23 protein-coding genes are annotated in these 26,782 nt (G+C 75.7%); 2 read left to right on the forward strand and 21 right to left on the reverse strand.

The window, feature by feature from the left end:
* Nucleotides 1-425: 425 nt before the first annotated feature.
* The 3 genes from IE251_RS24715 to IE251_RS24725 form a co-directional block, all read right to left on the reverse strand.
* Complete coding sequence (locus tag IE251_RS24715; protein WP_189755197.1) at nucleotides 426-1,943, reverse strand: acyl-CoA synthetase; 1,518 nt, start codon at nucleotides 1,941-1,943, stop codon at nucleotides 426-428.
* 104 nt (nucleotides 1,944-2,047) lie between these two features.
* The gene (locus tag IE251_RS24720; protein ID WP_189755198.1) at nucleotides 2,048-3,598 is read right to left on the reverse strand and encodes an acyl-CoA synthetase; all 1,551 of its coding nucleotides are present in this window, start codon (nucleotides 3,596-3,598) and stop codon (nucleotides 2,048-2,050) included.
* Nucleotides 3,595-4,704: a nitronate monooxygenase gene (locus IE251_RS24725; protein ID WP_189755199.1), complete on the reverse strand. Its 1,110-nt coding sequence runs from the start codon at nucleotides 4,702-4,704 to the stop codon at nucleotides 3,595-3,597. The genes IE251_RS24720 and IE251_RS24725 overlap by 4 nt, the downstream gene beginning before the upstream one ends.
* A 166-nt stretch (nucleotides 4,705-4,870) precedes the next feature.
* Here IE251_RS24725 and IE251_RS24730 point away from each other — a divergent pair, with 166 nt between their 5' ends.
* The gene (locus IE251_RS24730) at nucleotides 4,871-6,661 is read left to right on the forward strand and encodes a serine hydrolase domain-containing protein (protein ID WP_189755200.1); all 1,791 of its coding nucleotides are present in this window, start codon (nucleotides 4,871-4,873) and stop codon (nucleotides 6,659-6,661) included.
* On the opposite strand, the gene IE251_RS24735 is transcribed toward IE251_RS24730, so the two are convergent.
* The 4 genes from IE251_RS24735 to IE251_RS24750 all read right to left on the reverse strand — a co-directional run bounded on the left by IE251_RS24735 (nucleotide 6,627) and on the right by IE251_RS24750 (nucleotide 11,183).
* On the reverse strand, nucleotides 6,627-8,234 hold the full coding sequence (locus IE251_RS24735; RefSeq protein ID WP_189755201.1) for a phytoene desaturase family protein: 1,608 nt from the start codon (nucleotides 8,232-8,234) through the stop codon (nucleotides 6,627-6,629). The two genes, IE251_RS24730 and IE251_RS24735, sit on opposite strands and share 35 nt — an antisense overlap.
* Nucleotides 8,235-8,451: 217 nt before the next feature.
* Nucleotides 8,452-9,318 carry an oxygenase MpaB family protein gene (locus IE251_RS24740; RefSeq protein WP_189755202.1) on the reverse strand — a complete coding sequence of 289 codons (867 nt, stop codon included), beginning with the start codon at nucleotides 9,316-9,318 and terminating at the stop codon, nucleotides 8,452-8,454.
* 191 nt (nucleotides 9,319-9,509) lie between these two features.
* Nucleotides 9,510-10,688: an acyl-CoA dehydrogenase family protein gene (locus IE251_RS24745; RefSeq protein ID WP_189755203.1), complete on the reverse strand. Its 1,179-nt coding sequence runs from the start codon at nucleotides 10,686-10,688 to the stop codon at nucleotides 9,510-9,512.
* A gap of 123 nt (nucleotides 10,689-10,811) precedes the next feature.
* Nucleotides 10,812-11,183 (reverse strand): four-helix bundle copper-binding protein, encoded by a 372-nt coding sequence (locus IE251_RS24750; RefSeq protein ID WP_030783980.1) that lies wholly within the window; start codon nucleotides 11,181-11,183, stop codon nucleotides 10,812-10,814.
* 170 nt (nucleotides 11,184-11,353) lie between these two features.
* Between IE251_RS24750 and IE251_RS24755 the strand changes: the two genes are divergently transcribed.
* Nucleotides 11,354-11,704: a DUF6479 family protein gene (locus IE251_RS24755; protein ID WP_189755357.1), complete on the forward strand. Its 351-nt coding sequence runs from the start codon at nucleotides 11,354-11,356 to the stop codon at nucleotides 11,702-11,704.
* Between the two features lie 200 nt (nucleotides 11,705-11,904).
* Here IE251_RS24755 and IE251_RS24760 read toward each other — a convergent pair whose 3' ends face one another.
* From IE251_RS24760 to IE251_RS24825, 14 genes are all read right to left on the reverse strand, one after another.
* Nucleotides 11,905-12,099, reverse strand: coding sequence for a hypothetical protein (locus tag IE251_RS24760; RefSeq protein WP_189755204.1), 195 nt, complete (start codon nucleotides 12,097-12,099; stop codon nucleotides 11,905-11,907).
* Nucleotides 12,100-12,186: 87 nt separating this feature from the next.
* Nucleotides 12,187-13,437: an ANTAR domain-containing protein gene (locus IE251_RS24765; RefSeq protein WP_189755205.1), complete on the reverse strand. Its 1,251-nt coding sequence runs from the start codon at nucleotides 13,435-13,437 to the stop codon at nucleotides 12,187-12,189.
* Nucleotides 13,438-14,048: 611 nt separating this feature from the next.
* Nucleotides 14,049-14,501: an STAS domain-containing protein gene (locus IE251_RS24770; protein ID WP_229896913.1), complete on the reverse strand. Its 453-nt coding sequence runs from the start codon at nucleotides 14,499-14,501 to the stop codon at nucleotides 14,049-14,051.
* 128 nt (nucleotides 14,502-14,629) lie between these two features.
* A complete protein-coding gene (locus IE251_RS24775) occupies nucleotides 14,630-15,541 on the reverse strand; it encodes a glycosyltransferase family 2 protein (protein ID WP_189755206.1) in 912 nt (303 codons plus the stop codon).
* Nucleotides 15,538-16,479, reverse strand: a complete 942-nt coding sequence (locus IE251_RS24780; RefSeq protein WP_189755207.1) for a glycosyltransferase family 2 protein — start codon at nucleotides 16,477-16,479, stop codon at nucleotides 15,538-15,540. Before IE251_RS24780 ends, IE251_RS24775 begins: the two co-directional genes overlap by 4 nt.
* A 416-nt stretch (nucleotides 16,480-16,895) precedes the next feature.
* Nucleotides 16,896-17,885, reverse strand: coding sequence for a glycosyltransferase family 9 protein (locus IE251_RS24785; protein ID WP_189755208.1), 990 nt, complete (start codon nucleotides 17,883-17,885; stop codon nucleotides 16,896-16,898).
* Between the two features lie 373 nt (nucleotides 17,886-18,258).
* Nucleotides 18,259-19,683, reverse strand: coding sequence for a PfkB family carbohydrate kinase (locus IE251_RS24790; protein ID WP_189755209.1), 1,425 nt, complete (start codon nucleotides 19,681-19,683; stop codon nucleotides 18,259-18,261).
* A complete protein-coding gene (locus IE251_RS24795) occupies nucleotides 19,680-20,390 on the reverse strand; it encodes a D-sedoheptulose-7-phosphate isomerase (protein WP_189755210.1) in 711 nt (236 codons plus the stop codon). Before IE251_RS24795 ends, IE251_RS24790 begins: the two co-directional genes overlap by 4 nt.
* Nucleotides 20,387-21,619 (reverse strand): glycosyltransferase, encoded by a 1,233-nt coding sequence (locus IE251_RS24800; protein WP_189755211.1) that lies wholly within the window; start codon nucleotides 21,617-21,619, stop codon nucleotides 20,387-20,389. The genes IE251_RS24795 and IE251_RS24800 overlap by 4 nt, the downstream gene beginning before the upstream one ends.
* Entirely contained in the window at nucleotides 21,616-22,578 is a 963-nt protein-coding gene (locus IE251_RS24805; RefSeq protein ID WP_189755212.1) for a glycosyltransferase, read from the reverse strand. Before IE251_RS24805 ends, IE251_RS24800 begins: the two co-directional genes overlap by 4 nt.
* Entirely contained in the window at nucleotides 22,575-23,585 is a 1,011-nt protein-coding gene (locus tag IE251_RS24810) for a glycosyltransferase family 9 protein (RefSeq protein WP_189755213.1), read from the reverse strand. Before IE251_RS24810 ends, IE251_RS24805 begins: the two co-directional genes overlap by 4 nt.
* Nucleotides 23,582-24,124: a D-glycero-alpha-D-manno-heptose-1,7-bisphosphate 7-phosphatase gene (locus tag IE251_RS24815; RefSeq protein WP_189755214.1), complete on the reverse strand. Its 543-nt coding sequence runs from the start codon at nucleotides 24,122-24,124 to the stop codon at nucleotides 23,582-23,584. Before IE251_RS24815 ends, IE251_RS24810 begins: the two co-directional genes overlap by 4 nt.
* Nucleotides 24,121-25,119 carry a glycosyltransferase family 2 protein gene (locus IE251_RS24820; protein WP_189755215.1) on the reverse strand — a complete coding sequence of 333 codons (999 nt, stop codon included), beginning with the start codon at nucleotides 25,117-25,119 and terminating at the stop codon, nucleotides 24,121-24,123. Before IE251_RS24820 ends, IE251_RS24815 begins: the two co-directional genes overlap by 4 nt.
* Complete coding sequence (locus IE251_RS24825; protein WP_189755216.1) at nucleotides 25,116-26,750, reverse strand: carbamoyltransferase family protein; 1,635 nt, start codon at nucleotides 26,748-26,750, stop codon at nucleotides 25,116-25,118. Before IE251_RS24825 ends, IE251_RS24820 begins: the two co-directional genes overlap by 4 nt.
* Nucleotides 26,751-26,782: the final 32 nt, after the last annotated feature.

A 26,782-nucleotide genomic window follows, 5' to 3' on the forward strand; every position in this document is an offset into this window, starting at 1 on the left:
GGAGGGGCGGCCGCGGCCTGTGTACGGGAACCAGAAGAGCCCGGTGCCGTGAGGGCGGCCTGGACCAGAGGGAAGAGCTCGTACGGGCCGTCACCCGTGAGGCTGTGCGCCGCACCCGGTTCGAAGCGTTCGCTCTGCCGGCCGTCCTGCCGTCCGCCGACGTTTCGCATGCCGTCCCGGCCGCTGAACACGTACACGGTCTCGGTCCCCTCGGAGAGGCGGCCCAGGACATCGCACCGGTGACCCGGCGGCCGGCGGGGAAGGCGTCGAGCGCCGCCGCCAGGTCGAGCATGCGCGTGCCGGCGACGTCCGCTCCGTAACCGACGAGTACGTCCTCGGTGCTCTCGGCCCGGGTGAGGGTGAGACACATGGCGGGCCATCGACCGCTGACCGCCCGATCCCGGCCGCGCTGCCCGCTGTTCATCTCATCCTCGCCCGTAGTCCCGCGATGCGCCGAAGCGGTCGCGCAGTTCGCGTTTGAGGATCTTGCCGCTGGCGTTGCGTGGCAGCTCGGGGACGAACAGCACTCGTTTGGGCGCCTTGAACGGGGCGATCCTCTCCTTCACATGGGCGATGAGCTGCTCCTCCGTCACCTCGGCGCGCGGGACGACGACCGCGGTGACGGCCTCGATCCACCGTTCGTCGGGCAGGCCGATCACGGCGGCCTCGGCGACCGCCTCGTGGGTGTAGAGCACGTCCTCGACCTGGCGTGAAGCCACCAGTACGCCACCGGAGTTGATGACGTCCTTCACCCGGTCCACGATGGTGAGGTAGCCCTCGGCGTCCCGCACCGCGAGGTCCCCGGAGTGGAACCAGCCGCCGCGGAAGGCCTCGGCGGTCTCCTCGGGCCGCTCCCAGTAACCGTCGCACAACTGCGGGGAGCGGTAGACGATCTCGCCCGGGACCCCCGCGGGGACGTCCTCGCCGTCCGCGTCGACCACCCGGGCGTCGACGAACAGGACGGGACGTCCGCAGGAGTCCGGCCGCGCGTCGTGCTCCTCGGGGCCGAGGACGGTGGCCAGCGGGCCGATCTCGCTCTGGCCGAAGCAGTTGTAGAAGGCGAGGTGCGGCAGCCGTGCGCCCAGGCGCCGCAGCACCGGGACGGGCATGACCGACGCGCCGTAGTAGGCCTTGCGCAGCCCGGACAGGTCCCGGGTCGCGAAGTCCGGGCGGCCCGCGAGGCCGATCCAGACGGTCGGCGGGGCGAACAGGCTGTCCACGCGGCCGGTCTCGATCAGGTCGAACAGCCGGTCCCCGTCGGGCGCGTCCAGGATGAGGTTCGTCGTGCCGACCGCCAGGTACGGCAGCAGGAACACATGCGTCTGCGCCGAGTGGTACAGCGGCAGCGCGTGCACGGGCCGGTCGCCGGCCCCGAGGTCGAGGGCCGTGATGGCGCTCAGGTAGGCGTGCACCAGGGCCCGGTGGGTCATCATCGCGCCCTTGGGCAGGGCGGTGGTGCCGGAGGTGTAGAGCAGCTGCACCAGGTCCTCGGTGCGGGGTTCCGGGCCGTCGTACGGCGGTGCCCCGGGGAGCAGGGCGAGCAGCGAGTCGCCGGTGTCGCGCAGCGGCAGCGTCCGCGTGCCGTCCGGCAGCCGCCCGGTGAGACCGGGGTCGGCGAGGACGAGCGCGCTGCCGGACTGGCCGAGGACATACGCCAGGTCGTCGCCGGTGAGGTTGTGGTTGACCGGCACATGGACCAGGCCCGCGCGGGCGCAGGCGAGGAAGGCGATCAGATAGGCGTCGGAGTTGTGGCCGTAGGCGGCGACCCGGTCGCCGGGCGTGCGGCCCTGGGCGAGCAGCAGCGAGGCCGCGCGGGAGACGGCGTCGTCCAGTTCCTCGTACGTCCACACCCGGTCGCCGTACTCGACGGCGACTCGCGCCGGGGTGCGCCGGGCGCTGCGCCGCAGCATCCCGTCGACCGTGCTGCTCTGTCCCTGCGTCATGCCTCAGGATCCTCGGCATGCCGCCCGGGGCGGGTCAAGCACCCGGGAGTGCCGAACCGTCCGGCACATGGTTGCGGCGCACATGTGGCGAGCCCATAGTGATGTCACATCGGGCGTGTGCGTCCCTCCCAGTAGGGCTCCCGAAGCCGCCGTTTGTACAGCTTGCCGTTGGGGTCGCGGGGCATCTCGGCGGTGAAGTCGACGGTCCTGGGCCGCTTGTAGGGGGCGAGCCGTCCGGCGCAGTGGTCCAGTATCGTGGCGGCGAGCCGGGGGCCGGGCTCGTGGCCCGGGGCCGGTTCGACCACGGCCTTGACCTCCTCGCCCCAGTCGTCGTGCGGGATGCCGAAGACGGCGGCGTCGGCGACGGCGGGGTGGCCGAGGAGCACGGACTCGATCTCGGCCGGGTAGATGTTGACCCCGCCGGAGATGATCAGGTCGATCTTGCGGTCGCGGAGGAAGAGGTAGCCGTCCTCGTCCAGGTAGCCGAGGTCGCCGACGGTGAAGAAGTCCCCGATGCGGTTCTTCCTCGTCTTGGTCTCGTCCTTGTGGTACGAGAAGCCGCCGGTGTTCATCTTCATGTAGACGGTACCGAGCCGTCCGGGCGGCAGCCGCTCGCCGTTCTCGTCGAAGACGGCGAGTTCGCTGATGGACCAGGCCTTGCCGACGGTGCCGGGCTTCTTCAGCCAGTCCTCCGCGGTGGCGAAGGCCCCACCGCCCTCGCTCGCGGCGTAGTACTCCTCCACACAGGGGCCCCACCATTCGATCATCGCGCGTTTCACATGGTCGGGGCAGGGCGCGGCCCCGTGGATGGCGTGCCGCAGGGACGAGACGTCGTAGCGGGCCCTGACGTCGTCGGGGAGGGCCAGCAGCCGGTGGAACTGGGTCGGGACCATATGGGTGTGGGTGCATTTGTGTGTGTCGATGAGGCGGAGCATCTCCTCGGGCGTCCACTTGTCCATCAGTACGAGGCGGTGGCCGAGGTGCAGGGACGCGCCGGCGAACTGGAGGACGGCGGTGTGGTAGAGCGGCGAGCAGACGAGGTGCACGTTGCCGTCGTGGGGCCGGATGCCGAAGATGCCGAGGAAGCCGCCGAGGTGGGCCTCCTCGGGGCGCTTGCCGGGCAGCGGGCGGCGGATGCCGCGGGGACGGCCGGTGGTGCCCGAGGTGTAGTTCATGACCCAGCCCAGTTCCCGGTCCGCGGGTGCCGACGCGGGCTGTCCGGCGAGGAGGCGGGCGTACGGCCGGAAGCCCTCGGCCGTGCCGACGGCGTACCGGTGGCTCGCCGGGAGCCCCGCCTCGTCGGCCGCCCGGCGCGCCGGGCCGGCGAACCGCTCGTGGGCGAGGAGCACCTTGGCGCCGGAGTCGGCGACGATCCAGGCGATCTCCGGGCCCACGAAGTGGTGGTTGACCGGCACGAGGTAGAGGCCGGCCTGGGTGGCGGCGAGGTAGGCGGTGAGGAACTCGGGGCCGTTGGGCAGGACGACGGCGAAGGCGTCCCCGCGCCGCAGGCCGGCCGCGCGCAGGCCGTGGACCAGGCGGTTGGCGGCGGCGCCCAGCCGGCCGGCGGTCCACGCCTCGCCGTCCGGCGCGATCAGGGCGGTGCGGTCGGGGTCCTGGGCGGCCTGGGCCCAGAAACCGGCGGGGGGTGTGCTCACCGGCCGCTCCTTTCGGCGATGCGGCACAGACGGTCCACGGCCTGTTCGAAGCCGCGGGTGAGGTCGTCGAAGACGGCCTGGACCGAGCGTTCGGAGGTCATCCGGCCGACGATCTGGCCGACGGGGGTGCCGAGCAGCGGTTCGACCTCGTACTTCTGGATGCGGGAGACCGCCTCGGCCACCAGCAGCCCCTGCAACGGCATCGGCAGCGCGCCGGGCCCGGTCGGGTCGTCCCAGGCGTCGGTCCACGCGGTGCGCAGCTGGCGTGCGGGTTTTCCGGTCAGGGCGCGGGAGCGGACGGTGTCCCCGGACCCGGCGGCGAGCAGCTTGCGGGTCAGGGCAGGCGAATGGAGGTCGGCTTCTGTGGTGGTCAGCCATATGGAGCCCAGCCACACACCTTGGGCGCCGAGGGTGAGTGCCGCCGCCACCTGGGGGCCGCTGCCGATGCCTCCGGCGGCCAGGACGGGCAGCGGGTCGACGGCGTCGACGACCTCGGGGGTGAGGACCATGGTGGCGATCTCGCCGGTGTGCCCGCCGGCCTCGTAGCCCTGGGCCACGACGATGTCGATGCCCGCGTCCCGGTGCTTCACGGCGTGCCGGGCACTGCCGGCGAGGGCGGCGACCAGGAGGTCCCGGTCGTGGGCGCGCGCGATGACATCGGCGGGCGGGGGGCCGAGGGCGCTGGCCAGCAGCCGGATCGGGTAGTCGAAGGCGACGGCGAGCTGGGTGCGGGCGACCTGTTCCATCCAGCCGGTGATGCGCCACCCGGAGGCCTCGCCCTCGGCCAGTCCGGGCACGCCGTGCGCGGCGAGGGTGTCGCGCACGAACCGCCGGTGCGCCTCGGGGATCATCGCCTCGACGTCGGCCTCCGTGACCCCCTCGACCTTCTTGGCGGGCATGACCACATCCAGCCCGTAGGGGCGGCCGTCGGCGTGCGCGTCGAGCCAGTCGAGGTCGCGTTCGAGGTCGTCGGGGGCGGTGTAGCGGACCGCGCCGAGCACGCCGAAGCCGCCGGCCCGGCTGATGGCCGCGGCGACGGCGGGGAACGGCGTGAAGCCGAAGGCGGCGTGCTCGATTCCCAGTTTCCTGCTCAGCTCCGTCTGCATGGGCGCAGGATGGCGCAGCCGGCCGGAGGACGGAAGACCTTTCCTGATACACCGTCAGATCATTGGGAGGGCCTCGCGCCCCGTTGACACGCCCCTCGCCCGACAGGAAAGTTTCACGGTGCGGGACGGGTCCGGAAAGATACTTTCAGGCGGGAGGCCGCGGACGATGACGGACGACCTGGCAGACGGAAGAGCGGGCGGGCCGACCCGCCGGCGGCTCGTCGTGGGCTCCCTGGCCGCGGGCGGCGCCCTGGCCCTCGGCGCGTTCCCGGCGGGCCCGGCCGCCGCCGCGCCCGCCGCGTCCGGCCGTCGCACCATCCTGCGGTACGGCTCGCCCGAGCGCGCCGGGCTGCTCCCCGAACAGCTGCGGCAACTCGTCGCGGACGCGGAGGCGTTCCTCGCCCCCTCCCCCCGGCACCCGTGGTACGCGGGCGCCGTCCTGCTCGCCGGGCGCGGTGGCACGGTGGCCCTGCACGAGCCGATCGGCATGGCGGTGCGCTATTCCGCGTACGACGAGAAGACCGACACCGGCATGGAGTTGCCGCCGGACCGGCAGCTGCCGATGACCCGGGACACCGTGTTCGACCTGGCCTCGGTCTCCAAGCTGTTCACCTCGCTCCTCGCCGTGCAGCAGATCGAGCGGGGCCCGCTGGACCTGGAGGGCACGGTCGCCTCGTATCTGCCGGACTTCGGCCGCGCGGGCAAGCAGCGGGTGACGATCCGTCACATCCTCACGCACACCTCCGGTCTGCGGGCGTGGCTGCCGCTGTACGCGGCGCCGTCCCACGAGGACAGGCTCCGGCTCATCTGGGACGAGGCACTCCTCACCCCGCCGGGTTCGGCGTACCTGTACTCGGACCTGAACATGATCACGCTGGGGCTGGTCCTGGAGACGGTCACCGGCCGCCCGCTGGACACGCTGCTGCACGAGGAGGTCACCGGTCCGCTCGGCCTGGACGGCACCCGCTACCGCCCGCCCGCCTCCTGGAAGCCGCGGATCGCGGCCACGGAGGACGCCCGCAAGCCCTGGTCCGGGCTGGACCGCGGGCTGGTGTGGGGGGAGGTGCACGACGAGAACGCCTACAGCCTGGGCGGTGTCGCGGGCCACGCCGGGGTGTTCTCCCGCGCCTGGGACCTGGCGGTCCTCGGCCGGACCCTGCTCAACGGCGGCCGCTACGGCCGGAGCCGGATCCTGCGGCCGGAGTCGGTGGAGCTGATGTTCACCGACTTCAACACGGCCTTCCCCGGCGACGCGCACGGCCTCGGCTTCGAGCTGTACCAGCACTGGTACATGGGGGCGATGGCCACTCCGCGCACGGCCGGCCACACCGGCTTCACCGGCACCTCGCTCGTGCTGGACCCGACGACCGACTCGTTCCTGGTCGTGCTCGGCAACTCCGTGCACCCGGTGCGCACCTGGCGCTCCGGTTCCGCGCCCCGGGTGGCGGCCGGCAACCGGCTCGCCCGCGCGGTGCCGGTCCGTCCGGCCCGGGGCCGTACGGCGTGGTTCTCGGGCATGGCGAACGCCGCGGCCGCCACGCTCACGCTGCCAGCGCTGGACACCTCCGCGGGCGCGGCCCGGCTGCGCTGCGCCCTGTGGTGGGACACCGAACCCGGCGCCGACCAGCTGGTGCTGGAGTGCACCGCGGACGGCGGCGCCACCTGGCAGCCGGTTCCCTTCACCACCGCCCGGCCCGGCGCCGGCCCCGAGGAGCACCCGGCGGGCGCGGTCTCCGGCTGGTCGGGCCGCGTCTGGCACCGGGTGACGGCTCGGCTGCCGGCCGGCCCCGGCCTGGGGCTGCGCTGGCGGTACGGCACCGACGCGCGGTACGTCGGCCGGGGCGCTTACGTGGACGCGCTGCGCGTCGAGGCGGGCGGGGCGGTGCTGTTCGACGGGGCGCGCCCGGCGGACGCGGCGCGGATCAGGGCGGCGGGCTGGCAGCGTTCGGCCGACTGAGCGGGGCGGGGCGGTCGCGTTCCAGTACCGCCATCGCCGCGTTGTGCCCCGGCACCCCGCTCACCCCGCCGCCGCGCACCGCGCCCGCCCCGCACAGCAGGACGTTCGCGTGCCGGGTCTCCACACCCCAACGGCCCGTCCCCTCCTCGGCGTAGGGCCAGGACAGGGCCCGGTGGAAGATGTGGCCGCCGGGCAGCCGGAGGTCCCGTTCCAGGTCCAGCGGGGTCTTCGCCTCGATGCAGGGGCGGCCGTCGGCGTCGGTGGCCAGGCAGTCGGCGAGCGGCTCGGCGAGATGGGTGTCGAGCTGGGCGAGGGTGGCCGCCAGCAGTTCCTCGCGGGCGGCGTCGTTGTCCCGGTCGAACAGCCGGGCCGGGGCGTGCAGTCCGAACAGGGTGAGCGTGTGGCAGCCGCGCTCGGCGAGACGGGGGCCGAGGACGGTGGGGTCGGTCAGGGAGTGGCAGTAGATCTCCGACGGCGGGGTGGCCGGGAGCCGGCCGGCGGCGGCCTCGGCGTGGGCGGTGGCCAGTTGCCGGTAGCCCTCGGCGATGTGGAAGGTGCCGGCGAACGCCTCGCGGGGGTCGGCGTCGGGGTCGCGCAGCCGGGGCAGCCGGGTGAGCAGCATGTTCACCTTGAGCTGGGCGCCCTCGGCGGGCTCGGGCGCCGGGTCGCCGGTGAGCGCGGCGAGTTGGTGCGGGGCGGCGCCCACCAGGACGTACCGGGCGGCGGCGGTGCCCTCGCCGTCGGCCGTGCGGTAGGTGATCTCGGCGGTGTGTCCGTCGGTGTCGATCCGGACCGCCTCGTGCCCGGTGGCGATGCGCGCCCCCGCCGAGCGGGCCGCCGCGCCCAGCGCGTCGGTGAGCGCGCCCATGCCGCCGACGGGCACGTCCCAGGCGCCGGTGCCGCCGCCGATGACGTGGTAGAGGAAGCAGCGGTTCTGGACCAGGGTGGGGTCGTGGGCGTCGGCGAAGGTGCCGATGAGGGCGTCGGTGAGGACGATGCCGCGGACCAGGTCGTCGGTGAACGTCTCCTCGATGGCGACGCCGACCGGCTCCTCGAACAGGGCCCGCCAGGCGGCCTCGTCGTCGACGCGGCGGCGCAACTCCTCACGGCCGGGCAGCGGTTCGGTGAGCGTGGGGAAGACGCGCCGGGCGACGTGGCCCGTCATGCCGTAGAACCGCCGCCAGGCGGTGTACTCGCGGTCGCCGCCGGTCAGCCGGGCGAACGCCTCCCGGGTGCGCTGCTCGCCCCCGCCGACGAGCAGGCCCGTGGGCCGGCCCGCCCGCTGTACCGGGGTGTACGAGGAGATGGTGCGCGGGCGGACGCGGAAGTCCAGCCCGAGATCGCGCACGATCTTTTGTGGCAGCAGGCTGACCAGGTAGGAGTACCGGGACAGCCGGGCGTCGACACCGGCGAACGGGCGGGTGGAGACGGCGGCGCCGCCGGTGTGGTCCAGCCGTTCCAGCACCAGCACGGAGCGGCCGGCCCGGGCCAGGTAGGCGGCGGCGACCAGGCCGTTGTGGCCACCGCCGACGATCACGGCGTCATACGCGCGGGTCGGCTCGTTCGCGGACATGGTCCTTCGTAGCACGCGCTGATCCACGAGGGCCAGAGCCGGCCCCCGCCCGGATGCCGCCGGGCGGCTCACGGCCGGCCCGCCTCCGGTACCGGACATGATCCGGTCCGGCCGGCGGCCGGAGGCCGATCACGGCCGGAGTTCGCCGGGGACCGCACCCCGGGCCGGTCAGGACCGGAGGCCACCGGCCCGGCCCGGCTCCAAGGCCACCGGCCGGTCAGGGCCCGAGCTTCTCCGGGGCCGGACGGGCGTCGGGGCCGAGGCGGGCCATGGCGCGCAGGATGTGCTTCGGGGGGAGCTGCCAGCGCACACGGGCGGGTATCGCGCGCAGCACGGCGCCCGTGGCGCGCAGACTCCGGGTGACGGCGGCGGGCGCGGGGGCGGGCCTGCCGTACAGCTCGTGGGCGTACGCGGGCAGGGACGCGTATGCCAGGTGTGCCACCCACCGCCACAGCACCTCCCGCGCCGGGACCAGGAGCGGGTGGGCCGGCGGGCGGCGCAGGAAGTCGTCCACCTCGCGGGCTTCCGGGCCGGCGGCGAGTTCCGGCCGTACCTTCCCGAAGTAGGCGGCGAGTTGGGCGCGGCTCGCCGGTACCGTCTCCGGGTCGAGCCCCACCAGGCGGGCGCCGGCCCGGTGTTCGGCCACGTACCGGTCGGCCTGGGCGTCGGTGAGCGGGAAGCCCGAGCGGCGCAGGACGTGCAGATAGGAGTCGATCTCCGCGCAGTGCACCCACAGCAGCAGCGCGGGCTCGTCGAGGCCGTACCGTTCGCCGGTGTCCGGGTCGGTCGCCGTCAGCCTGGCGTGGATCCCGCGCACCCGGGCCCCGGCCCGCTCGGCGGCCTCGGTGGTGCCGTACGTCGTCGTCCCCACGAAGTTCGCGGTCCGCCGCAGCCGCCCCCAGGCGTCCCGCCGGAAGTCGGAGTTCTGCGTCACCCCCCGCACCGCCCGCGGATGCAGCGCCTGGAGATACAGCGCCCGCACCCCCGCGACCCACATCATGGGGTCGCCGTGCATCTGCCAGGTCACCGAGCCGGGCGTGAACAGCCCGGGATCGCCCGTGCCCGCGGGCGTGGCCACGGCCATCGCACGTCCCCTCTCGTCGGTCCGTCGGCGCCACCGCTGGAACGTTTCCGGTGGTCCGCGCCGCCCGGAGCCGCACAGCGCGGACTGTCGCCTCATTCTCCCAGGTCCTCCGCGGGGATGGGCGCGTCGAACACATCAACGACGAATTCCGGGTTCCGTCGGCCTCGAACGCCTCCGGTGCCGGCCCGGGTCTAACGCCGCACCCTCGGCATTCCCAGGCCCAGCCAGGAGATGATCTCGCGTTGGATTTCGTTGGTGCCGCCGCCGAAGGTGAAGATGACCGCGGAGCGGTAGCCGCGTTCCAGTTCGCCGTGGAGGACGGCGCCGGCCGAGCCCTCCTTCAGGGGGCCGGCCGCGGCGAGGATCTCCATGAGCCAGGCGTAGGCGTCCCGGCGGGCCTCGGAGCCGTAGACCTTGACCGCGGAGGCGTCCTGCGGGGTGAGGGTGCCGTCCTGGACGGCCGTGACCATCTGCCAGTTGAGGAGTTTGAGCGCGTCGAGCCGGCTGTGGGTGCGCGCGAGCAGCCGGCGCACCCAGGGCAGGTCGGCGACCCGGCGGCCGTCGGCGAGCTTGGTCTGCCGCGCCCAGCGCCGTACGTCGTGCAGCGCGCGGATCGCCATGGTGCCGTGCGCGGCGAGGGTGACGCGTTCGTGGTTGAGCTGGTTGGTGATCAGCCGCCAGCCCTCGTTCTCCGCGCCGACGCGGCGGGAGACGGGGACGCGGACGTTCTCGTAGTGGCTCGCGGTGGTGTCGTGGGAGGCGAGGGTGCGGATCAGGGTGCAGGAGTAGCCGGGGTCGGACGTCGGCACCAGCAGCATGGTGATGCCTTTGTGCGGCGGCGCCCCGGGGTCGGTGCGCACGGCCAGCCACACCCAGTCCGCGGTGTCGCCGTTCGTCGTCCAGATCTTCTGCCCGTTGACGACGTACTCGTCTCCCTCGCGTACGGCCCTGGTCCTCAGCGACGCCAGGTCGGTACCGGCGCCGGGCTCGCTGTAGCCGATCGCGAAGTCGATCTCGCCGGAGAGGACGCGGGGCAGGAAGTACGCCTTCTGCTCGTCGGTGCCGTACCGCATGATCGTCGGTCCGACCGTGTTCAGCGCCATCAGCGGCAGCGGCACGCCGGCCTGCGCGGCCTCGTCGAAGAAGACGAACTGCTCCATCGCCGTCATCCCGCGCCCGCCGTACTCCTCGGGCCAGCCGACGCCGAGCCATCCGTCCGCGCCGAGCCGGCGGATGGTGGCGCGGTAGAACCGCTTCTGCTCGGCCGGGTCGGTGTACCGGGCGTAGGCGTTGTCCGGGACCAGCTCGGCGAAGTAGGCCCGCAGTTCGGTGCGCAGCCGCTGCTGCTCGGGCGTGTGGTCGAGGTGCACGGCGCCTCCAGGCTCCCCAAGGGCGGTCCTGACGGCGCACACCGTAGAACGTGTTCCAGAAATTGGGAATGGCGGGGCCCGGGGATTTCACCCACGGGCCCGCGGCCGGTCGGGGTACGGTGCTCAGCCGAGCAGTTCCAGGAAGTCCGCGCAGGCGTCGGCGCAGGCCCGGCAGCTGGCCGCGGCCGACTCGGCGCCGGGATGCCCGTCGAAGGCCCGGGCGCATTCCAGGCAGACCGAGCGGCACCAGTCCACCCGGGCCCGGATGCCCTCCTCGTCCTGCTGGTTCTCCTCGCTCAGCACCCGGCAGGTGGCGTCGCACGCCTCGGCGCACATGATGCCCAGCCGGCGCACGCGCTCCTGGTCCTCGCTCCCGTCCGGGTCGACCAGGCTCGCGCGCACGGCACAGGCCCGGGCGCACTCGGTGCACGCCTGGGCACAGGTGAAACGGTCCTCGAGGAACCGGTACAGCTGCTGGGAAGTCGGCGATGTCACGTCGGCCGGGTAGCCGGGGCGGGCGGGCACAAACCACTGCCCGGGGGCGCGCGGTCGGCCATCGTTCGCGCGCACCCCCACCTCACCCCCGCCCTCACCATCACTGACCCGCAGTGTCCGGATTTGCACCGTTATGGGATGGGTATCCCTGTTCTATGAACATCGCATCGATGCAGCTGGCCGCGCCTAGTGGCCTCATGAGCCTCGTACTGTTCCTCGTGGCCGTGGCCGTGCTCGCACTGCTCGGCGGCGGCTTCTGGATGACCTCCCGCGTCCGCTACCGCGAATCCCCGCGCCCGCGCCCCGAGGAACAGCCCAAGATGCCGCCGGGCGGACCGGTGCGCGAGGTCCGGCAGAACAGGGAGTCCGCGGAGATACCCCGGATCTCCAAGGGCGAACGCCCGCTCACCCCGTACGACCTGTCCAACATGGACAGCCGGCCGAGCGCGTCCAAGGAGCGCCCGCGCTGGAGCAAGGGCTCCAGCGGCTCGTTCGGCGGGGGCGGACTGGGGGCCCACTGAGCCGCATACCGGCACCGCCCACACCGTCACCGTCCACTCGTACGCCCTGACCGCTCCTACGCCCTCACCGCCGCGCGCACCGTCGAAACGGCCCGCGCCGGACCGCCGGACGCCCCCGGGACGCGGAGGCATCCCGGGGGCGCCGAGCGGCCGACGCGGGCCGTGCCGTGCGTGTGCGGCGGCCTGCGTGGACCGTGCGATCAGGGGTGATCCGGCTGTTGTGCCGGAGGCACTCCGCCGCCCTCTCCCCCGCCCTTGCCGCCCTTGTCCGAGCCGTGCGGGCGGGCGCCCGAGGCGCGCTCGGCCTGCTGGCGGGCCTTCAGCTTGCCGCTGTCCTGCGGGGTGGCGCCTCCCTTGTCACTGCGCCGCTGTTCGGGCTGCTGCGGATTGGACATGCGCCGGCCTCCCTCCGGGTGGTACGGGTACGTGCCCGGTCCGGGTTCCCAGGCCCGGGCCGGTGACGCACACCGGGACGCACCGGGTCACCGCGCGGTGTGTGTCAGGGCCCGGTGGAGGTGTTCCAGGGCGTCCAGGAGCACCGAGCGGTGGTACCAGCTCAGCCAGGCCGAGGTGTCCGCGGCCAGCAGGGCGAGCGCCTCGGCGTGCGCGGCGGTGGGCCGGTGGCCTGCGTCGGTCCAGTACAGGCTGATCACGCCCGTGCACGAACCGGCCGAGGAGAGCACCGGAACGCTGTGCAGGGCACGGGCACCGCCGGCCAGCAGGGCGCGCCGGCAGTCGTCGTCGAGCAGCGGGTCCGTGGCCACGTCGGGCACGCTCACCTGGCGGCCCCGGGTGCGGGCCGCCGCGTCGGCGGTGCCCTCACCCCGGCCGCGCACCAGGTGGTCGAGGACCGGCTCCGCGCAGCCGTGGTGGGTCTCCAGCGCCAGGGCGTTCACCGCCGGGTCCACGAGCTGCACGGATCCGGCGGGTGCCCGGCCGATGGCCAGCGCCTCGTGCAGGACGGCGTCGATCATCTGCCGGCGGTAGCGGGGGTCTCGGCCGCCGCGGGCCAGGACCCGCAGCTGCGGCACGGGCAGGGGGCGGCGGCCGGGGAACCACACCTCGCCGGCCGGGGCGCGGGCCACCACCACGGCCGACACCAGGACGCGCAGCGGCACGTTGAACCGCTGCGAGGCGTCGCGCAGCACCCGGAAGGCGGCGCCGGAGTCCGGCAGGCCGTAGCGGACCATGAGCACGCCCTGCGCCATGCCGATCACCGGGGCGGTGCGCACCCGGGCGCGCAGCGCGCGGACCTCCTGGTACAGGTCCTCGTACGAGGGCCGGACCGGGTCGGCGATCTGGGACCGCCAGGCGGGCAGCTCCTCCACCCGGGAGGTTGCGCGGGCCAGCTCGCGCAGCGCCTCGTCCAGGGTGGCGTAGAGCCGTACGCCGGTCAGGCGGGCCAGGTGCACCGCCTCGCGCACCCCGGGGCGGGCGCGGACGATGATCAGGTCCGGGCGGCCGGCGCGCGTCCGGGTCGTCTCGCTGAGGGCGCGCAGCACGGCGGCACCACCGAGCTGGACGTGGGCCATGTCGAGCACGGGGCGCAGTCCGGCGCGGTCGGCCTGTTGCAGGTGGCCGCGCAGTTCCTCCGACCAGAGCTCGGCGCCGTGCGCGTCCAGGCTGCCGGCCATGCGCAGCAGCAGGGCTCCCTCGGCGGGCAGCCCCTCGACCACGGAGGACTCGATGACGAGGCGAGCGGGTGCGGCCGGCCGGCCGGAGGAAGGTTTCATCGCATCACCCAGACAGGACGTCACAGAGGTCTCGCCCGGCCTCTTCGCGGCCCCGGCTCACCTCGCACGGTAGGCCCGGGCGGCCGGACGCGCCATCCACCGCGCCGGGCGGGGACGGCGGGCAGGGGACGGCGACCGGCGGGTCGCACGGCCGCCGGGCCGGGCTGCCCGGTTCCGCGCGATGGCCTCCGGGGCCGCGGCCGGCGGGCGGTACGGGATCCGCGCGTACGGGGCGCTGAGCCACGCCGGGCGTCACAGGTCCGCCCGTACGGAGCGCTGAGCCGCCCCCGGCACCACGGGCTTCCGCCCGCACGAACCCTGAACCGCGCCCGGCGACACAGAACCCGCCCACACGGACCACTGAAACGCCCCGCGTCACAGGGTCAGCCCGTACGGGGTACTGAGCCGCCCCCGGCACCACGGGCATCCACCCGCACGAACCCTGAACCGCGCCCGGCGGCACCGCTGTCCGCCCGGACGGGCCGTTGAGCCGCCCTCCGGCCCCGGCGTCCCCGCGGGCGAACCCCGGATGCGCAGCAGGCCCCCGGCACCCCCCGCCCCGGCCCCGGAGCCGTGCTGGTCGGTTCGTGGTCCGTGTGCGGCCGTTCGGGTTATCGGCGGGCCGGCCGGGGGGCCGTGGACACCGTGCCGGGTTCCGTATGCGGCGTTTCGACGGAGTCCAGGGCGCGCAGGGCGGTGGTCAGGTCGGCGTGGGTGCGGATGCCCGGCAGGCCGGCCGCGGCCAGGGTCTCCCGGACGTGCGGGCGGGGCTGTACGACGTGCAGCGCGCGGCCGGCGTTGGCCAGGGCGCGCAGCGCGGCGGCGCAGGCGAGGTGGGCCTCGGTCAGGTCGAGCAGGGGGTGTTCTCCGGCCCGCTCGGCGTCGGCGAGGTGCGCGGCGAGTGCGGCGGACAGGCGTCCGGCGTTGTCGGCGTCGACCGTGCCGCGGGCCTTCAGGACGCTGACCGCGCCGAGGCCGGTGCGGTGCCCGCGCTCGGTGCGCAGCAGCAGCGGGGCCGGGCCGCCGGGGCGGAACCTGGCCGGGGAGGGCTGACCGATTTCCATGGGCGGACGGCTTCCTGGGCAGGAGGGGAGGAAGGATCGGCCGGCCGCTTCTTGACCGGGGGTTCACTGTGCCCGCACCCGGCTGCCGGACGCAACGACGTGCCCGGGCGTGTCGTGGCGCCGGCCGGTCAGCCCACGTACCGTCGGGCGGGTGAGTCCCGGCGGGCGCGTTCCAGCGTGGCGATCCGGCGTTCCAGGTCCGGCGGTACGGGATCGCGCTGGCGCAGCACCCACGGCAGTCCGGCGGTGGCGTGGGCGAAGGCGCGGGCGGAGGCGGCGTCCCGGGGCACGGTCCGGATCAGGTGCCCGGTACGGCGCAGCGCCGGCAGCAGGGGGCGGCGCAGCCAGGTGAACCACAGGGTGTTGCGCAGGCCGAGGACGCGGCGGGCGGTGCTGTCGCGCAGCCGGGAGGCGTGGTGGTGGACGGTGAGTTCCCCGGCGTAGGCGAGCCACCAGCCCTGGCGCTGGAGGTCGCAGGCGAGCAGTTCCTCCTCGCCGCCGAGCCACAGGCCGGGGTGGAAGCCGCCGGCGGCCCGGAATGCCTCGGTGCGCAGCACGGTGGCGGCGGCCAGGAAGGAGCCGAGCGCGGGACCGGGCAGCCAGTCGGGGCCGGTCAGCGGGGAGTCGCGCAGCTCGGGCACGACCGGGTCCTCGGTACCGCCCGGTTCGACCAGGATCCGGGCGGTGACGGCGGCCAGCCTGGGCCGGGGGTCCAGCAGGTCGGCGGCCCGGCGCAGGCTGCCCGGCGCCCACCAGGTGTCGTCGTCGCAGAAGGCGACGTAGGGCGTGCGCACCCGCTGGACGGCCAGATTGCGGCCGATGGCGCCGAGGTTGCGGCCGGGGCGCAGCAGGGTCATCTCGGGGAAGTCCCGGGCGACCGCGTCGGCGGTGCCGTCGGTGGAGGCGTTGTCGGTGACGATCACGGGCGGCCGCTCGGGGAGCCGGCGCAGCAGGCCGAGGGTGCGCAGCAGTTCCTCGCGGCGGTTGTGGGTGATCACGACGACGGTCGTACGGTCGTCGGGGCCGGTCCGGGTGGTCATGGTGCGGTGCCTTCCCGGGAGTATCCGGTCGCCCCCCGGTCGAGCAGGCGGGCGGCGTGCTCGACGTGCGGGGGCAGGGTACGGCGGCGGGCGAGCGCGGCCGGGAGCCGGACGACGGCCTCCTTCAGGGCGCGGGGCGCGCCGGGCCGGCCGGTCGCGGCGGCCAGCGCCAGGCCGGTGCCGGCGCGCAGCGCGACCGGCCAGGGGCGGCGCAGGCAGGTGGTGAGGACGTGGTTGCGCCGGACGAGGGCGGAGCGGCCGGCGCGGGTGTGCTCCCCGGGGTGGTGGCGGGCGCACAGGGTGGGTTCGTAGGCGACGCCCCAGCCGGCGGCGGCCAGGTCGTAGGCGAGCAGGGTCTCCTCGCCGCCGAAGAAGAGCAGCGGGTGGTAGCCGCCGACGCCGAGGAAGGCTTCCTTGCGGACCACGCAGGCGCAGCCGAGGAAGCCGAGCACCGGGCGGCCCGGCAGGTCCGGCTCGGGCGGCAGGGGGGAGGCGGCGAGTACGGCGTTGAGCGGGTCCTCGGCGGCCTCGTCGCCGACCAGGGTGCGGGCGGCGAGCAGACCGAGGCGCGGGTGCCGGTCGAGGAGGTCGGCGGCGCGGGTCAGGCTGCCGGGCTCCCACCAGGAGTCGTCGTCGCTGAAGGCGACGTAGGGGGTGCGGGCGTGGCGGGCGGCCAGGTTGCGGCCGAGGGCGCCGGTGTTGCCGGCCGGGCGCAGCAGGCGGGTGAGCGCGGGATGGCCGGCGACGGCCCGGCGGGTGGTGTCGTCGCGGGAGTTGTCGACGACCACGACCGGCGGCCGTTCCGGCAGTGCGGCCAGGGCGTCCAGGGTGCGCAGCAGGCTGGCGGCGCGGTCCCGGGTGATGACGGCGACGGTGATCCGCGGGTCGCCCGGGGCGGTGGGCCGGCGGGTGCGGGCGGGAGCGTGCTCAGTGGACATGCGCCACCTCCTGCCCGGTGGGTCGGCAGGTGCGAACGGGGGTGTGCTCGGCGGACATGCGCCACCTCCCGCCCGGCAAGCCGGCTGGCCGACGGAGACGGGTACGAGCCGGGGTGTGCTCGGCGGACATCTGCCGCCTCCGGGCCGGTGGGCCGGCACACATGTGCCACCTACCGCACGGCAGCCCGGCAGACCCGCAGGCCCCGGCAGGCATGTGCTCGGCGGACATACGCCACCTCCGGGCGGGCGGACCAGCGCACATGTGCCACCTACCGTCCGGCAGCACGGCAGGCCGGCAGGCCCGGGCAGGCATGTGCTCAGCGGACATACGCTGTCTCCGGGCCGCTGGGCCGGCACACGCGTGCCGCCTCCCGTACGGCAGCACGGCAGGCCGGCAGGCCCGGGCAGGCATGTGCTCAGCGGGCATGTGCCACCTCCGGGCCGCTGGGCCGGTGCCGGGTGCGGGCGTCCCGGAGGAGGGTCAGGCAGGCCGCGGCGACCTCGCCGGTGCCGATGCGCAGCAGGCGGGCGTCGGGGGCGTGGCCGTGCGGGTCGCCGGGCGGGCCGGGTTTCCACAGGGCGAGATGGTCCGGGCCGGGGGGCGGCCCCCACAGGCGGGGGGAGACGGGGCCGAACAGGGTGACGGAGCGGGTGCCGTGGGCCACCGCGAGATGGGCGAGGCCGGTGTCGCCGCTGAGCAGCAGGGAGGCGCCGGCGACGAGGGCGGACAGCCTGCCGGGCGGCAGACCGCCGGTGAGCACGTCGGTGCCGGGCCGGCCGCTGCGTTCGGCGACCTCGTGGACCAGTGTCTCCTCGCCGGGGCCGCCGGTGAGGACCACACGGTGCCCGGCGGCGCGCAGGCAGCGTACGACGGCGGCGAACCGCTCCGGCGGCCAGCGGCGGGAGCCGGAGGCGGCGCCCGGGTGCACGACGACCGCACCGGGGGCCGGGGACGGTGTGGCCGGCCGGGGCAGCCGCAGGTCGCGGGGGTCGGCGGGGATGCCGTAGCCGCGCAGGAAGGCGCACCAGCGGTCGCGTTCGTTGACGTGGGCCGGCCAGGGCGGGCCGTCCGGGCAGGCGTGGGCGAGCAGCCGGCGCGGGCGCAGGGCGGCCAGGGCGTCGCGGCTCTCGGGTCCGTTGCCGTGCAGGTCCACGGCGACTTCGGGGGGCGGTCCCGGCCAGTGGCTCAGGTCCGGCACCGCGCGGCCCGGCGCCTCGGCCGGGAACACGGTGTCGACCGCCCCGGTGGCCAGGGCGAGTTCGGTCAGGCCCGGTGGCTGGGCGAGGACGACCTGGTGCCCGGGAAAGGCCCGGCGGATCCCGCGCAGCGCGGGCACACCGGCCAGCAGGTCACCCAGGCCCAGCGCACGCAGGACCAGGACGCGCGGGGTCTGCTCAGTGGTCACCGGGTGGTCCTTGGGGGTGAGGACGGAAGGGTGGCGCGGGGGCGGTCCGGCCCGCGGTGGGGGGAGGGCGGGTACCGGTCATCGGGCGGCCTTTCGGGTCGGGGGCGGGAACGCGGGCTGGGCGGCGAGTACCCCGGGACGGTGCGGCGGCACGGGCCGGGCGCACCCGCGTTCCCGGACGGCCGGGCGAGGGCCGGCGCTCGGGGGGTGCCGGGGCCCGGCCGCCGGGTGGGGCACGCGCGGCGGCCGCGGGCGCGAGGTGCGCCTCCGCCGGGCACGGAAGGCGGGCGCGCGGTGGGCCTCTCCCGGGCGCGGAAGGCGGGTGCGGTGGTCTCCCGCCGTGGGGCTCACGGGTGGTCTCCCGCCGTGGGGCTCACGGGTGGTCTCCCGCCGTGGGGGTCAGGGCCGCCCGGCGGGCGAGGACGGTGGTGGAGCGGCCGTCGAGGTAGGGCAGCAGCAGGACCTGTCCGCCCCAGCTCTCCACCAGGGGCTGTTCGGGCAGCCGGGTCCGCGCGTAGTCGCCGCCCTTGGCCCAGATGTGCGGGCGGAGTTCGCCGAGGATGCGTTCGGGGGTGTCCTCGTCGAAGACGGCGACGGCGTCCACGCACTCCAGGGCGCGCAGCACCCGTACCCGGTCGGCGGCCGGCACCAGGGGCCGGCCGTCGCCCTTGCGGCGGCGGACGGAGTCGTCGGAGTTGAGGCAGACGATCAGGCAGTCGCCGGCCCGGCGGGCGGCCTGGAGCAGGGCGACGTGCCCGGCGTGCAGCAGGTCGAAGCAGCCGCCCGCGGCGACGACGGTGCCGCCCGCAGCCCGGACCCGGCCGGCGGTGCGTACGGCGTCGGCGGTGGTGTCGCCGTCGGTAGGGGACTCGGCGGGGGTCTCCGGCCGATCCGGGGTGGCGACGGCGCGGGCGCCGCCCTCGGCGACGTAGCGGGTGGCGGCGTGCACGGCGGCCTGGACGGCGGCCTCGGTGAGGGCGCCGTCGGCGAGCAGTCCGGCCGCGGCGGCGGCGAACCGGTCGCCGGCGCCGCACGGGTCACCGGTGGCGGTGCCCGGGGTCGGCACCAGCAGCGGGGTCTCGCCGTGCGAGAGCAGGGCGCCGCGGTCGCCGAGGGTGACCGCGACGGCCTGGGCCCGCCAGGCCCGGACCAGGGCGCGGGCGTCCCGGGCGGCGGTGCGCAGTCCGGCCGTGTCGCCGGCCGTCTCCTCGTCGTCCCCGGCCAGCCGCCGGGCGAAGGCGCGGGCCTCCTGGGCGGAGGGGGTGACGAGGCGGACGCCGGGCACGGGGGGCCGGCCGCGCACATGGGGGTCCCAGACGACGGGGGCCGCCGTGTGGGCCAGGGCGTCCCGCAGGACGTCGGCGGTGCCCCGGCCGTAGTCGGCGACGAGGACTCCCCCGGCCTCCGCCACCGCCGTGACCGCCTGCCCGGTGGCCTCGCGGGCGCGGCCCTCGCCGTCGTCCAGACGCAGCAGCGGCCGGTCTCCGGCCAGGACGCGGGTCTTGCTGCTCAGGGTGCCGTCCAGGGGGATCTCGACCAGCCGGACCCGGCCGGCCAGCAGCTCGCGCAGGGTGTCGCTGGCGGGGTCGGTGCCGAGGGGGGTGACCAGGGTGACGGGGCGTCCGTCGGCCGCCGCGAGGCAGGCGGCGAGGGCCGCGCCGCCGGGGCGGGAGCTGCGCCGGGTGCCGTGCACGACGGGCACCGGCGCGTCCGGGGCGAGCCGTTCGGCCCGGCCGCACAGGTCGTGGTCGAGCAGGGCGTCGCCGACGACGACCAGGGGCGTGGGGACGTCGGTCATGCCTGCCCCTTCCGCGGGGCGACGGGTGCGCCGGGCGTGGTCCGGCCGACGGTGCGGGCCCGGCCGACGAGCCGCCCGACCACCCCCGGTTTGCCGTCGGCACCCGGTGTGCCGTCGGCGGCCACCCGCCCGGCCTCGCCGTTCTCCACCGCCCGGTCGAAGGTCTCGCAGAGCATGTGCACGGCGACCAGGTGGAGTTCCTGGACGGTGGCGGCCACGGGGGCGTCGACGCACAGGGATTCGTCCGCGCCGAGTTGCAGCGGGTTGGGGGACCGCCCGGTCAGCGCCCAGACGGTCATGCCGAGCCGGTGGGCGCGTTCGGCGGCGGACAGCAGGTTGGCGCTGGCGCCGCTGGTGGACAGCAGCAGGAGCACGTCTCCGGGGCGGCCGTGGGCGGCGGTCTGCCGGGCGAACACCTCCTGGACGCCGTAGTCGTTGGCGATCGCGGTGGTGGAGGAGGTGTCGGCGTGCAGGGCGAGCGCGGAGAACGGCGGGCGGTCGTCGCGGTAGCGGCCGACGAGTTCGGCGGTGAGGTGCTGGGCCTGGGCGGCGCTGCCGCCGTTGCCGGCGACGAGGAGCCGGGCTCCCGAGCAGAGCCGCCGGGCGAGTTCGGTGCCCCAGCGCTCGATGAGGGGGGCGTGGTCGCGGAACGCCTCCAGGGCCTTGGCGAGGTCGTCGCAGTGCGTGGTGCCGGTGGCGGTGTTCATCGGACGACTCCCGAGAGCGAGCGGATCGGGGACACGGCGCCGTACACCCCGGCCACGCCGTCGGCGACCCGGTCCCAGGTGTAGTGGGCGAGGACGCGGGCGCGGCCGGCGGCTCCGTAGCGGGCGAGCCGGCCGGGGTCGGCGAGCAGGGCGCGCAGGGCCGCGCCGAGGTCGTGGTCCTCGTCGGCCGGGACGAGCAGGCCGGTGGTGCCGTCCACGACCGTGTCGAGCTGGCCGCCGACGGCGGTGGCGACGACGGGAGTGGCGCAGGCCATGGCCTCCAGCGGGACGATGCCGAAGGGCTCGTAGCGGGGCAGGGACAGCACCAGGTCGGCGCTGGACATCAGGCGGGGCATGCGGGCCCGGCCGACCCCGCCGAGCAGGGTGACCCGGTCCAGGACGCCGTACTCGCGGGCGATGCCGTACAGGCGGGCGGCCTCGGGTTCGGTGCGCAGCAGGTCGGCCTCGGGGCCGCCGGCGATGAGGAGTTCGGCGTCCGGGACGCCGGCCAGGGCGCGGATGGCGCGGTCGAAGCCCTTGCGGGGCACCAGCCGGCCGACGGCCAGCAGCCGTTTGCGGGCGCCGGGCGGGCGGGTGTGGGCGACCGGGGTGAACTGTTCGGGGTCGACGCCGCAGGGCACGACGCTGATCCGGTCCTCGGGCAGGCCCATGGCCTTCAGTTCGGCCACCTCGTCGCTGCACGTGGCGATGATCCGGGCGCACTCGTGGCCGATGGCCTCCTCGACGGCGAGGCGCTGCGGGGGGCTGGTGTCGGCGGCGCCCTGGTAGCGCTTCTTGACGGTGCCCAGCGCGTGGTAGGTCTGCACGACGGGGATGTTCAGGTCGCGGGCGCCGGCCAGGGCGGCCAGGCCGGACATCCAGAAGTGGGCGTGCACCACGTGGGGCGGCTGCTCGGCCCACTGCCGGGCCAGGAAGTTCCCGAACTCGTGCATGTGGGGCAGGAGTTCGTCCTTGGGGACGGGGGCGGGCGGCCCGGCGGGCACGTGCACCACCTGGACGCCGTCGATGAGCGTCACCCGGTCCGGCAGCCCCACCGAGTCCCGCCGGGTGTACACGGTGACCCGGTATCCCTTCCTGGCGAGCTGCCGGGCGACCTGCGCCACGTACACGTTCTGGCCGCCCGCGTCCGGCCCGCCGAGCGCGGCCAGGGGGCTGGCATGCTCGGAGACCATGGCGACGCGCCCGGCCGAGTGCGGAATGCGGCTCATCGGGTGACCTCCTTGATCAGGCGCTCCCAGTCGTCCAGGAAGCGCCGCTCTCCGTAGCGGGCGCGGGCGGCGGCCCGGGCCGCCGCGCCGGTCGCGCGGGCGTGCTCGGGGTCGGCGAGGAAGGCCCGTACGGCGTCCTCCAGAACGTCGAGTCGGTTCGAGACCACTCCGGCGCCCTCGGGGACGGCCTCGCGGACCTCGGTGGTGTCGAGGGCGACCACGGGCATGCCGAGGAACATGGCCTCCAGCAGGGACAGGCCGAGCGAGGTCCAGCGCACGGGGTGCAGGTACAGGCGGCACCGGGCCATCTCCCGGTGCAGCTCGTGCTGGGGCAGGTCCCGGGTGCGGCAGCGCCCGGGCGGCAGGCCGAGGTGGTCGGCGAGGCCCTCGGTGCGCATGCCGAAGACGTCCAGGGGGGCGCAGCGGGCGAACCGGGGCAGCAGGTCGGTGCCGGTGGTACGGCCCCTGCGCACCGGTTCGTTGACGACGACGGCGGCGCGCCGTTCGGTGCCGGTCCACAGCGGGCCGGGGTCGATGATGCCGTGCTCGACGACCTCGGTGGGGGCCCGGCCGTTGTCCCACATCAGCCGGTTGAAGTGGGTGACGTGCACGACCGGGACGGCCGACTGCCCGGCCAGCGGGTGGCGTTGGCGTTCGGGGGCGGCGTCGGGGCTGTTGTGCTCGACGTAGACGGCGGGGACGTCCAGGCCGGGCCGGCGGCCGGTCCAGCGCAGGGCCAGCTCGGGTTCGTGCGGCCGCTGAAGGACCATCAGGTCGATGTCGGCGTCCCGGAGTCCGGCCGGGGTGAGTTCTTGGACGGTCCCGGGCCAGTCCCAGGTCTTCGCGCGGCCCAGGCCGTCGGGTCCGCGGTCCTCGGTGACCGGGACGAGGTAGGTGTGCGGGCCCTGCACGAAGGCGGTGAGCCAGGATCCGTGCACGTGCCAGACGAGGATGTTCATGAGGGCCGCTCCTGGATGAGCTTGTGGACCGCGCGCACCACGTCCTGGCCTGTGACCTCGTCCAGGCAGGGATGGCCGGGCACCGGGCAGGTCAGGGCCCGGGTGTCCGCGCAGGGCGCCGACTGGTCGCCGAGCAGGATGACGGGGACGCCGTAGGGCGCCCAGCGTTCGGCGGGTACGACGGGCGCGAACAGGGAGACGACCGGGGTGCCGACGGCGGCGGCGAGGTGGGCGGGGCCGGTGTTGGCGCTGATCACGACGTCGGCCAGGCGCAGCACCCCGGCGAGGGTGCGCGGGGAGGTCCGGCCGCCGAGGTCCACGGCCGCGTCGCCGCTGACCCGCCGGGTGAGGTCCCGTTCGCCGGGGCCGCCGGTGACGACGACGCGGTGTCCGGCGTCGGCGAGCAGGGTGACCGCCTCGGCGCAGCGGCGCGGGCTCCAGGCACGGGCGGGGGCGCTGGCGCCGGGGTGCAGGACGACGTAGGGGCCGTAGCCGGTCAGGCCGCCGGTGTCCGGGGGCGGCAGGACGCGCAGCCGTCCGTCGTCGTTCGGGGGCGGGGTGAAGCCCATGGCGGCGGCGGTGTCGAGCGCGGCCTCGGCCTCGTGCCGGCCGGGCAGCCGCCGGTGGCGTACGTCGAGGAGGCGGCCGGGGTGGTCGGTGCTGTCGGCGCCGATCCGGCCGATGCCGGCGAGCCGCAGCAGCAGGGCGGTGGGCAGCGGGCTCTGGTGGAAGGAGGTGAGGACAAGCGCGCTGTCGTGGGCGCCGGCGCGCAGCCGTCCGAGGAGGGCGTCGATGTCGGCGGGGCACACCGGGGGCGGGTCGAAGCCCTCCCAGGGCGCCTCCCACACCAGGACCTCGTCCACGCCGGGCAGCAGCCGGGCGGCGTCCGCGCCGCGCGGGCCGCACAGCAGGGTGACCCGGGTGCTGTGGGCGGCGACGGCGCGGACGGCGGGCCCGGCGAGGAGGACGTCACCGAAGCTGTCGAGGCGGACGACGAGGGACTTCATGCCGGTGTCCTCCCCGCCGCGACGCCGAGGGCGCCCCGGACGGCGGTGAGCACGTCGGGGGCGGTGTGGGCGGCGAACCGCCGGGTCTCCTCGGGCGCGGTGGCCGCGCCCGGCACGAGCACGCCCCGGGCGCCGGCGGCGCGGGCGGCCAGCACGTCGGCGGCGATGTCGCCGACGACCAGGCAGGCGGCGGGCGGGACGCCGAGCCGGACGGCGGCGGCGCGGACCAGGCCGGGGCGGGGCTTGCGGCAGGGGCAGCCGTCCTCGGGGGTGTGCGGGCAGAACAGCCAGAGGTCGAGGCCGCCCAGCAGCGTGTCGGCGCGCTCGTTGACCCGCCGGACCTGCTCGGTGGTGAGCAGTCCGCGGCCGATGCCGGACTGGTTGCTGACCACCGCGGTGGCCAGGCCGTGGGAGCGGGCCAGCGCGACGGCCTCCCGCGCGCCGGGCAGCGGCCGGACCCGTTCCGGGTCGCCGTTGTAGGGCACGTCCGCGACGAGGGTGCCGTCGCGGTCGAACAGGATCGCGGACACGGTGGTCATCCGGCACCCCCGAGCGGCCGGGCGTTGCGGTGCCGGACGACGCCGCGCAGCCAGTGCCGCACGGCGAGCGGCGGTATGAGCACGCTGGTGCCGAGCATCCCGGCGATCTCCCGGGCGGTGCGCGGGCCGGGCAGGATCCGGGCCAGGGCGAACTCGGCGGTGCCGAGGGTCCACAGGGCCGCGCAGGCGGTGGCGGTGCGGCGCCGCCCGGCCAGCGCGCAGGCGGTGGCGGCGAGGGCCGCGCCGGTGACCGCCACATGGCGGGGCAGCCGGCCGCGGGGTGCCTGGGCGCGGGCCCACCAGTCCCGTCCGTGCAGCCGGTTCATCAGGGCGTCGTCGGCGTTGCCGCGCTGGGCGGGCAGCGAGGCCCACCAGTGGGCGGGGCGGACGGGGTGCCGGGTGATCCGGGTGCCCCGGGCGAGGTTCCAGCCGGCCCGCTGGACGCGCAGGGCGAGGTCGGCGTCCTCGCGGAAGGCGCGCGGGAAGCGTTCGTCGAAGCCGCCGGTCCGCTTGAGCGCCTCGGTGCGGTAGGCCATGTCGGCGGTGGCCCAGGCGGCGTTCTCCAGGCCCTTGGTGGTGCGTTCCCAGTCGGTGGGCCGGCGGTCCGCGGGGAGCGGGACGCGCAGCCGCCCCTGGACGCCGCCGGTGTCGGGGCCGGCCGCGCGCAGGTCCTCGGCGAGGTGCCGGGACCAGTCCGGCAGCACTTGCACGTCGTCGTCCAGGAACACGGTCCAGGGGGTGCGGACGGTGCGCCAGCCGGCGTTGCGGGCGGCGGCCGGGCCCTTGCCGCCGGTGCGCAGGGTGCGTACCCGGTCCAGGAGCTGTCCGGCGGTCTCCAGCGGCAGGCCGCCCTCGGGCGCGGGCCGGTCGTCCACCACGACCACCTCGTGCGGGGTGTGCTCGGTGGTGCCCTCGGCGAGCGCGCGCAGGCACTCGGCGAGGCAGGGCCGGCCGATGGTGGGGACGACGACGGTGTAGGCGGGCGCGTCGGTCATGCGAACGCCTTTCCCCGGCGGATCGCGAACGGGCCGAGGACCAGCAGGTCCACGGGGGCGGAGCCGAAGCACTCCAGGGCGTCCCGGGGGTCGTCCACCATGGGCCGTCCGGCGGTGTTGAGGCTGGTGTTGACGACGACCGGCAGCCCGGTGCGCCGTTCGAAGCCGTCGATCATCCGGGCCACCAGGGGTTCCCGGGCGCGGTCGACGGTCTGGATGCGGGCGGTGCCGTCGACGTGCACCACGGCCGGGATGCGGGCCTTCCAGTCGGCGGCGACATCGTGCACGAACAGCATGTGCGGGCTGGGCAGCGGCCCGTCGAAGATCTCGGCGGCGCGTTCGGCGAGCACCATGGGGGCGACGGGCCGGAACTCCTCGCGGCCCTTGACCGCGTTGAGCCGCTCCAGGTTCTCGGCCTTGCCGGGGTGGGCGAGCAGGGAGCGGTGTCCGAGTGCGCGCGGCCCGTACTCGCTGCGGCCCTGGAACCAGGCGACGATCCCGTCGGCGGCCAGTGCCTCGGCTGCCGTCTCGGCGATGTCGGCGGGTTCCTCGTAGGGTACGGCGGCCCGCTCCAGCCAGGCCCGCAGTTCGGCGTCGCTCCAGCCGCGGCCCAGGGCGGCCGTCTCCATCGGCTCCAGGGTGTCCTTCTGCCCGGCGAGGTGCGCGGCGGCGCCGAGCGCGGTGCCGGCGTCGCCCGCGGCGGGCTGCACCCAGATGTGGGTGAAGCCGCTCTCGCGCCACAGCCGGGTGTTGGCGACGCAGTTCAGCGCGACCCCGCCGGCCAGGGTGAGGGCGTCCTCGCCGGTGCGTTCGCGCAGGTGGCGGGCGAGCGCCAGCATGGCCTCCTCCAGGCAGAGCTGGGCGCTGGCGGCGAGGTCGGCGTGGTCCTGGTGCCAGGCGCCGCCGGCCGGGCGGGGCGGGACGAGGTCGGCCCAGGGCACCGGGCGGGCGCGGAAGCCGCCCTGGTCGTCGGCGTGGACGTACTCGCGCAGCCGGGCGGCGAAGCGCGGGGTGCCGTAGGAGGCGAGCGCCATGACCTTGAACTCGTCGCTGCTGCGCAGGAATCCGAGGTGCTGGGTGAGGTCCTCGTAGAACAGGCCGAGGGAGTCGGGCAGTTGCTGGGTGGCGAGGACGGTCAGCTCGCGGTTGGTGTACCGGCCGGCCAGGTGGGAGCCGCACTCGCCGCGGCCGTCCAGGACGAGCACGGCGCAGTCGGGGTACGGGGAGACGGCCCCGGCGGACGCGGCGTGCGCCACGTGGTGCGGGACGAACCGCACCTTGGCCGGGTCGAGTCCGGGCAGTGCCTCGGCGAGGAAGCCGGGGGCCTGCCGGGCGTACTCCTGGCGCAGGTGGTCCCAGGGGTCGTGCAGGCCCATCTCCTCGGCGGGGCGGGCGAGGACGGGGTCGTAGGAGTAGGCGACGGCGTCCAGGTCGGACGGGGTGAGGCCGGCCTGCTCCAGGCACCAGCGGGCGGACTGCTCGGGCAGCTCCCAGGCGGAGAAGGGCACGGGCCGCTTGCCGTGCTTGCGGCGGGAGAACCGCTCCTCCTCCGCCGCCGCCACGACGTGGCCGTCGGTGATCAGGGCGGCGGCGGGGTCGTGGAAGAGTGCGTTGATTCCTAGGACGTGCATGCGCTGTCTCCAGGGCCGGGGAGGGGCGGGGG

The organism is Streptomyces eurythermus, assembly GCF_014649115.1.
GTDB lineage: Bacteria > Actinomycetota > Actinomycetes > Streptomycetales > Streptomycetaceae > Streptomyces > Streptomyces eurythermus.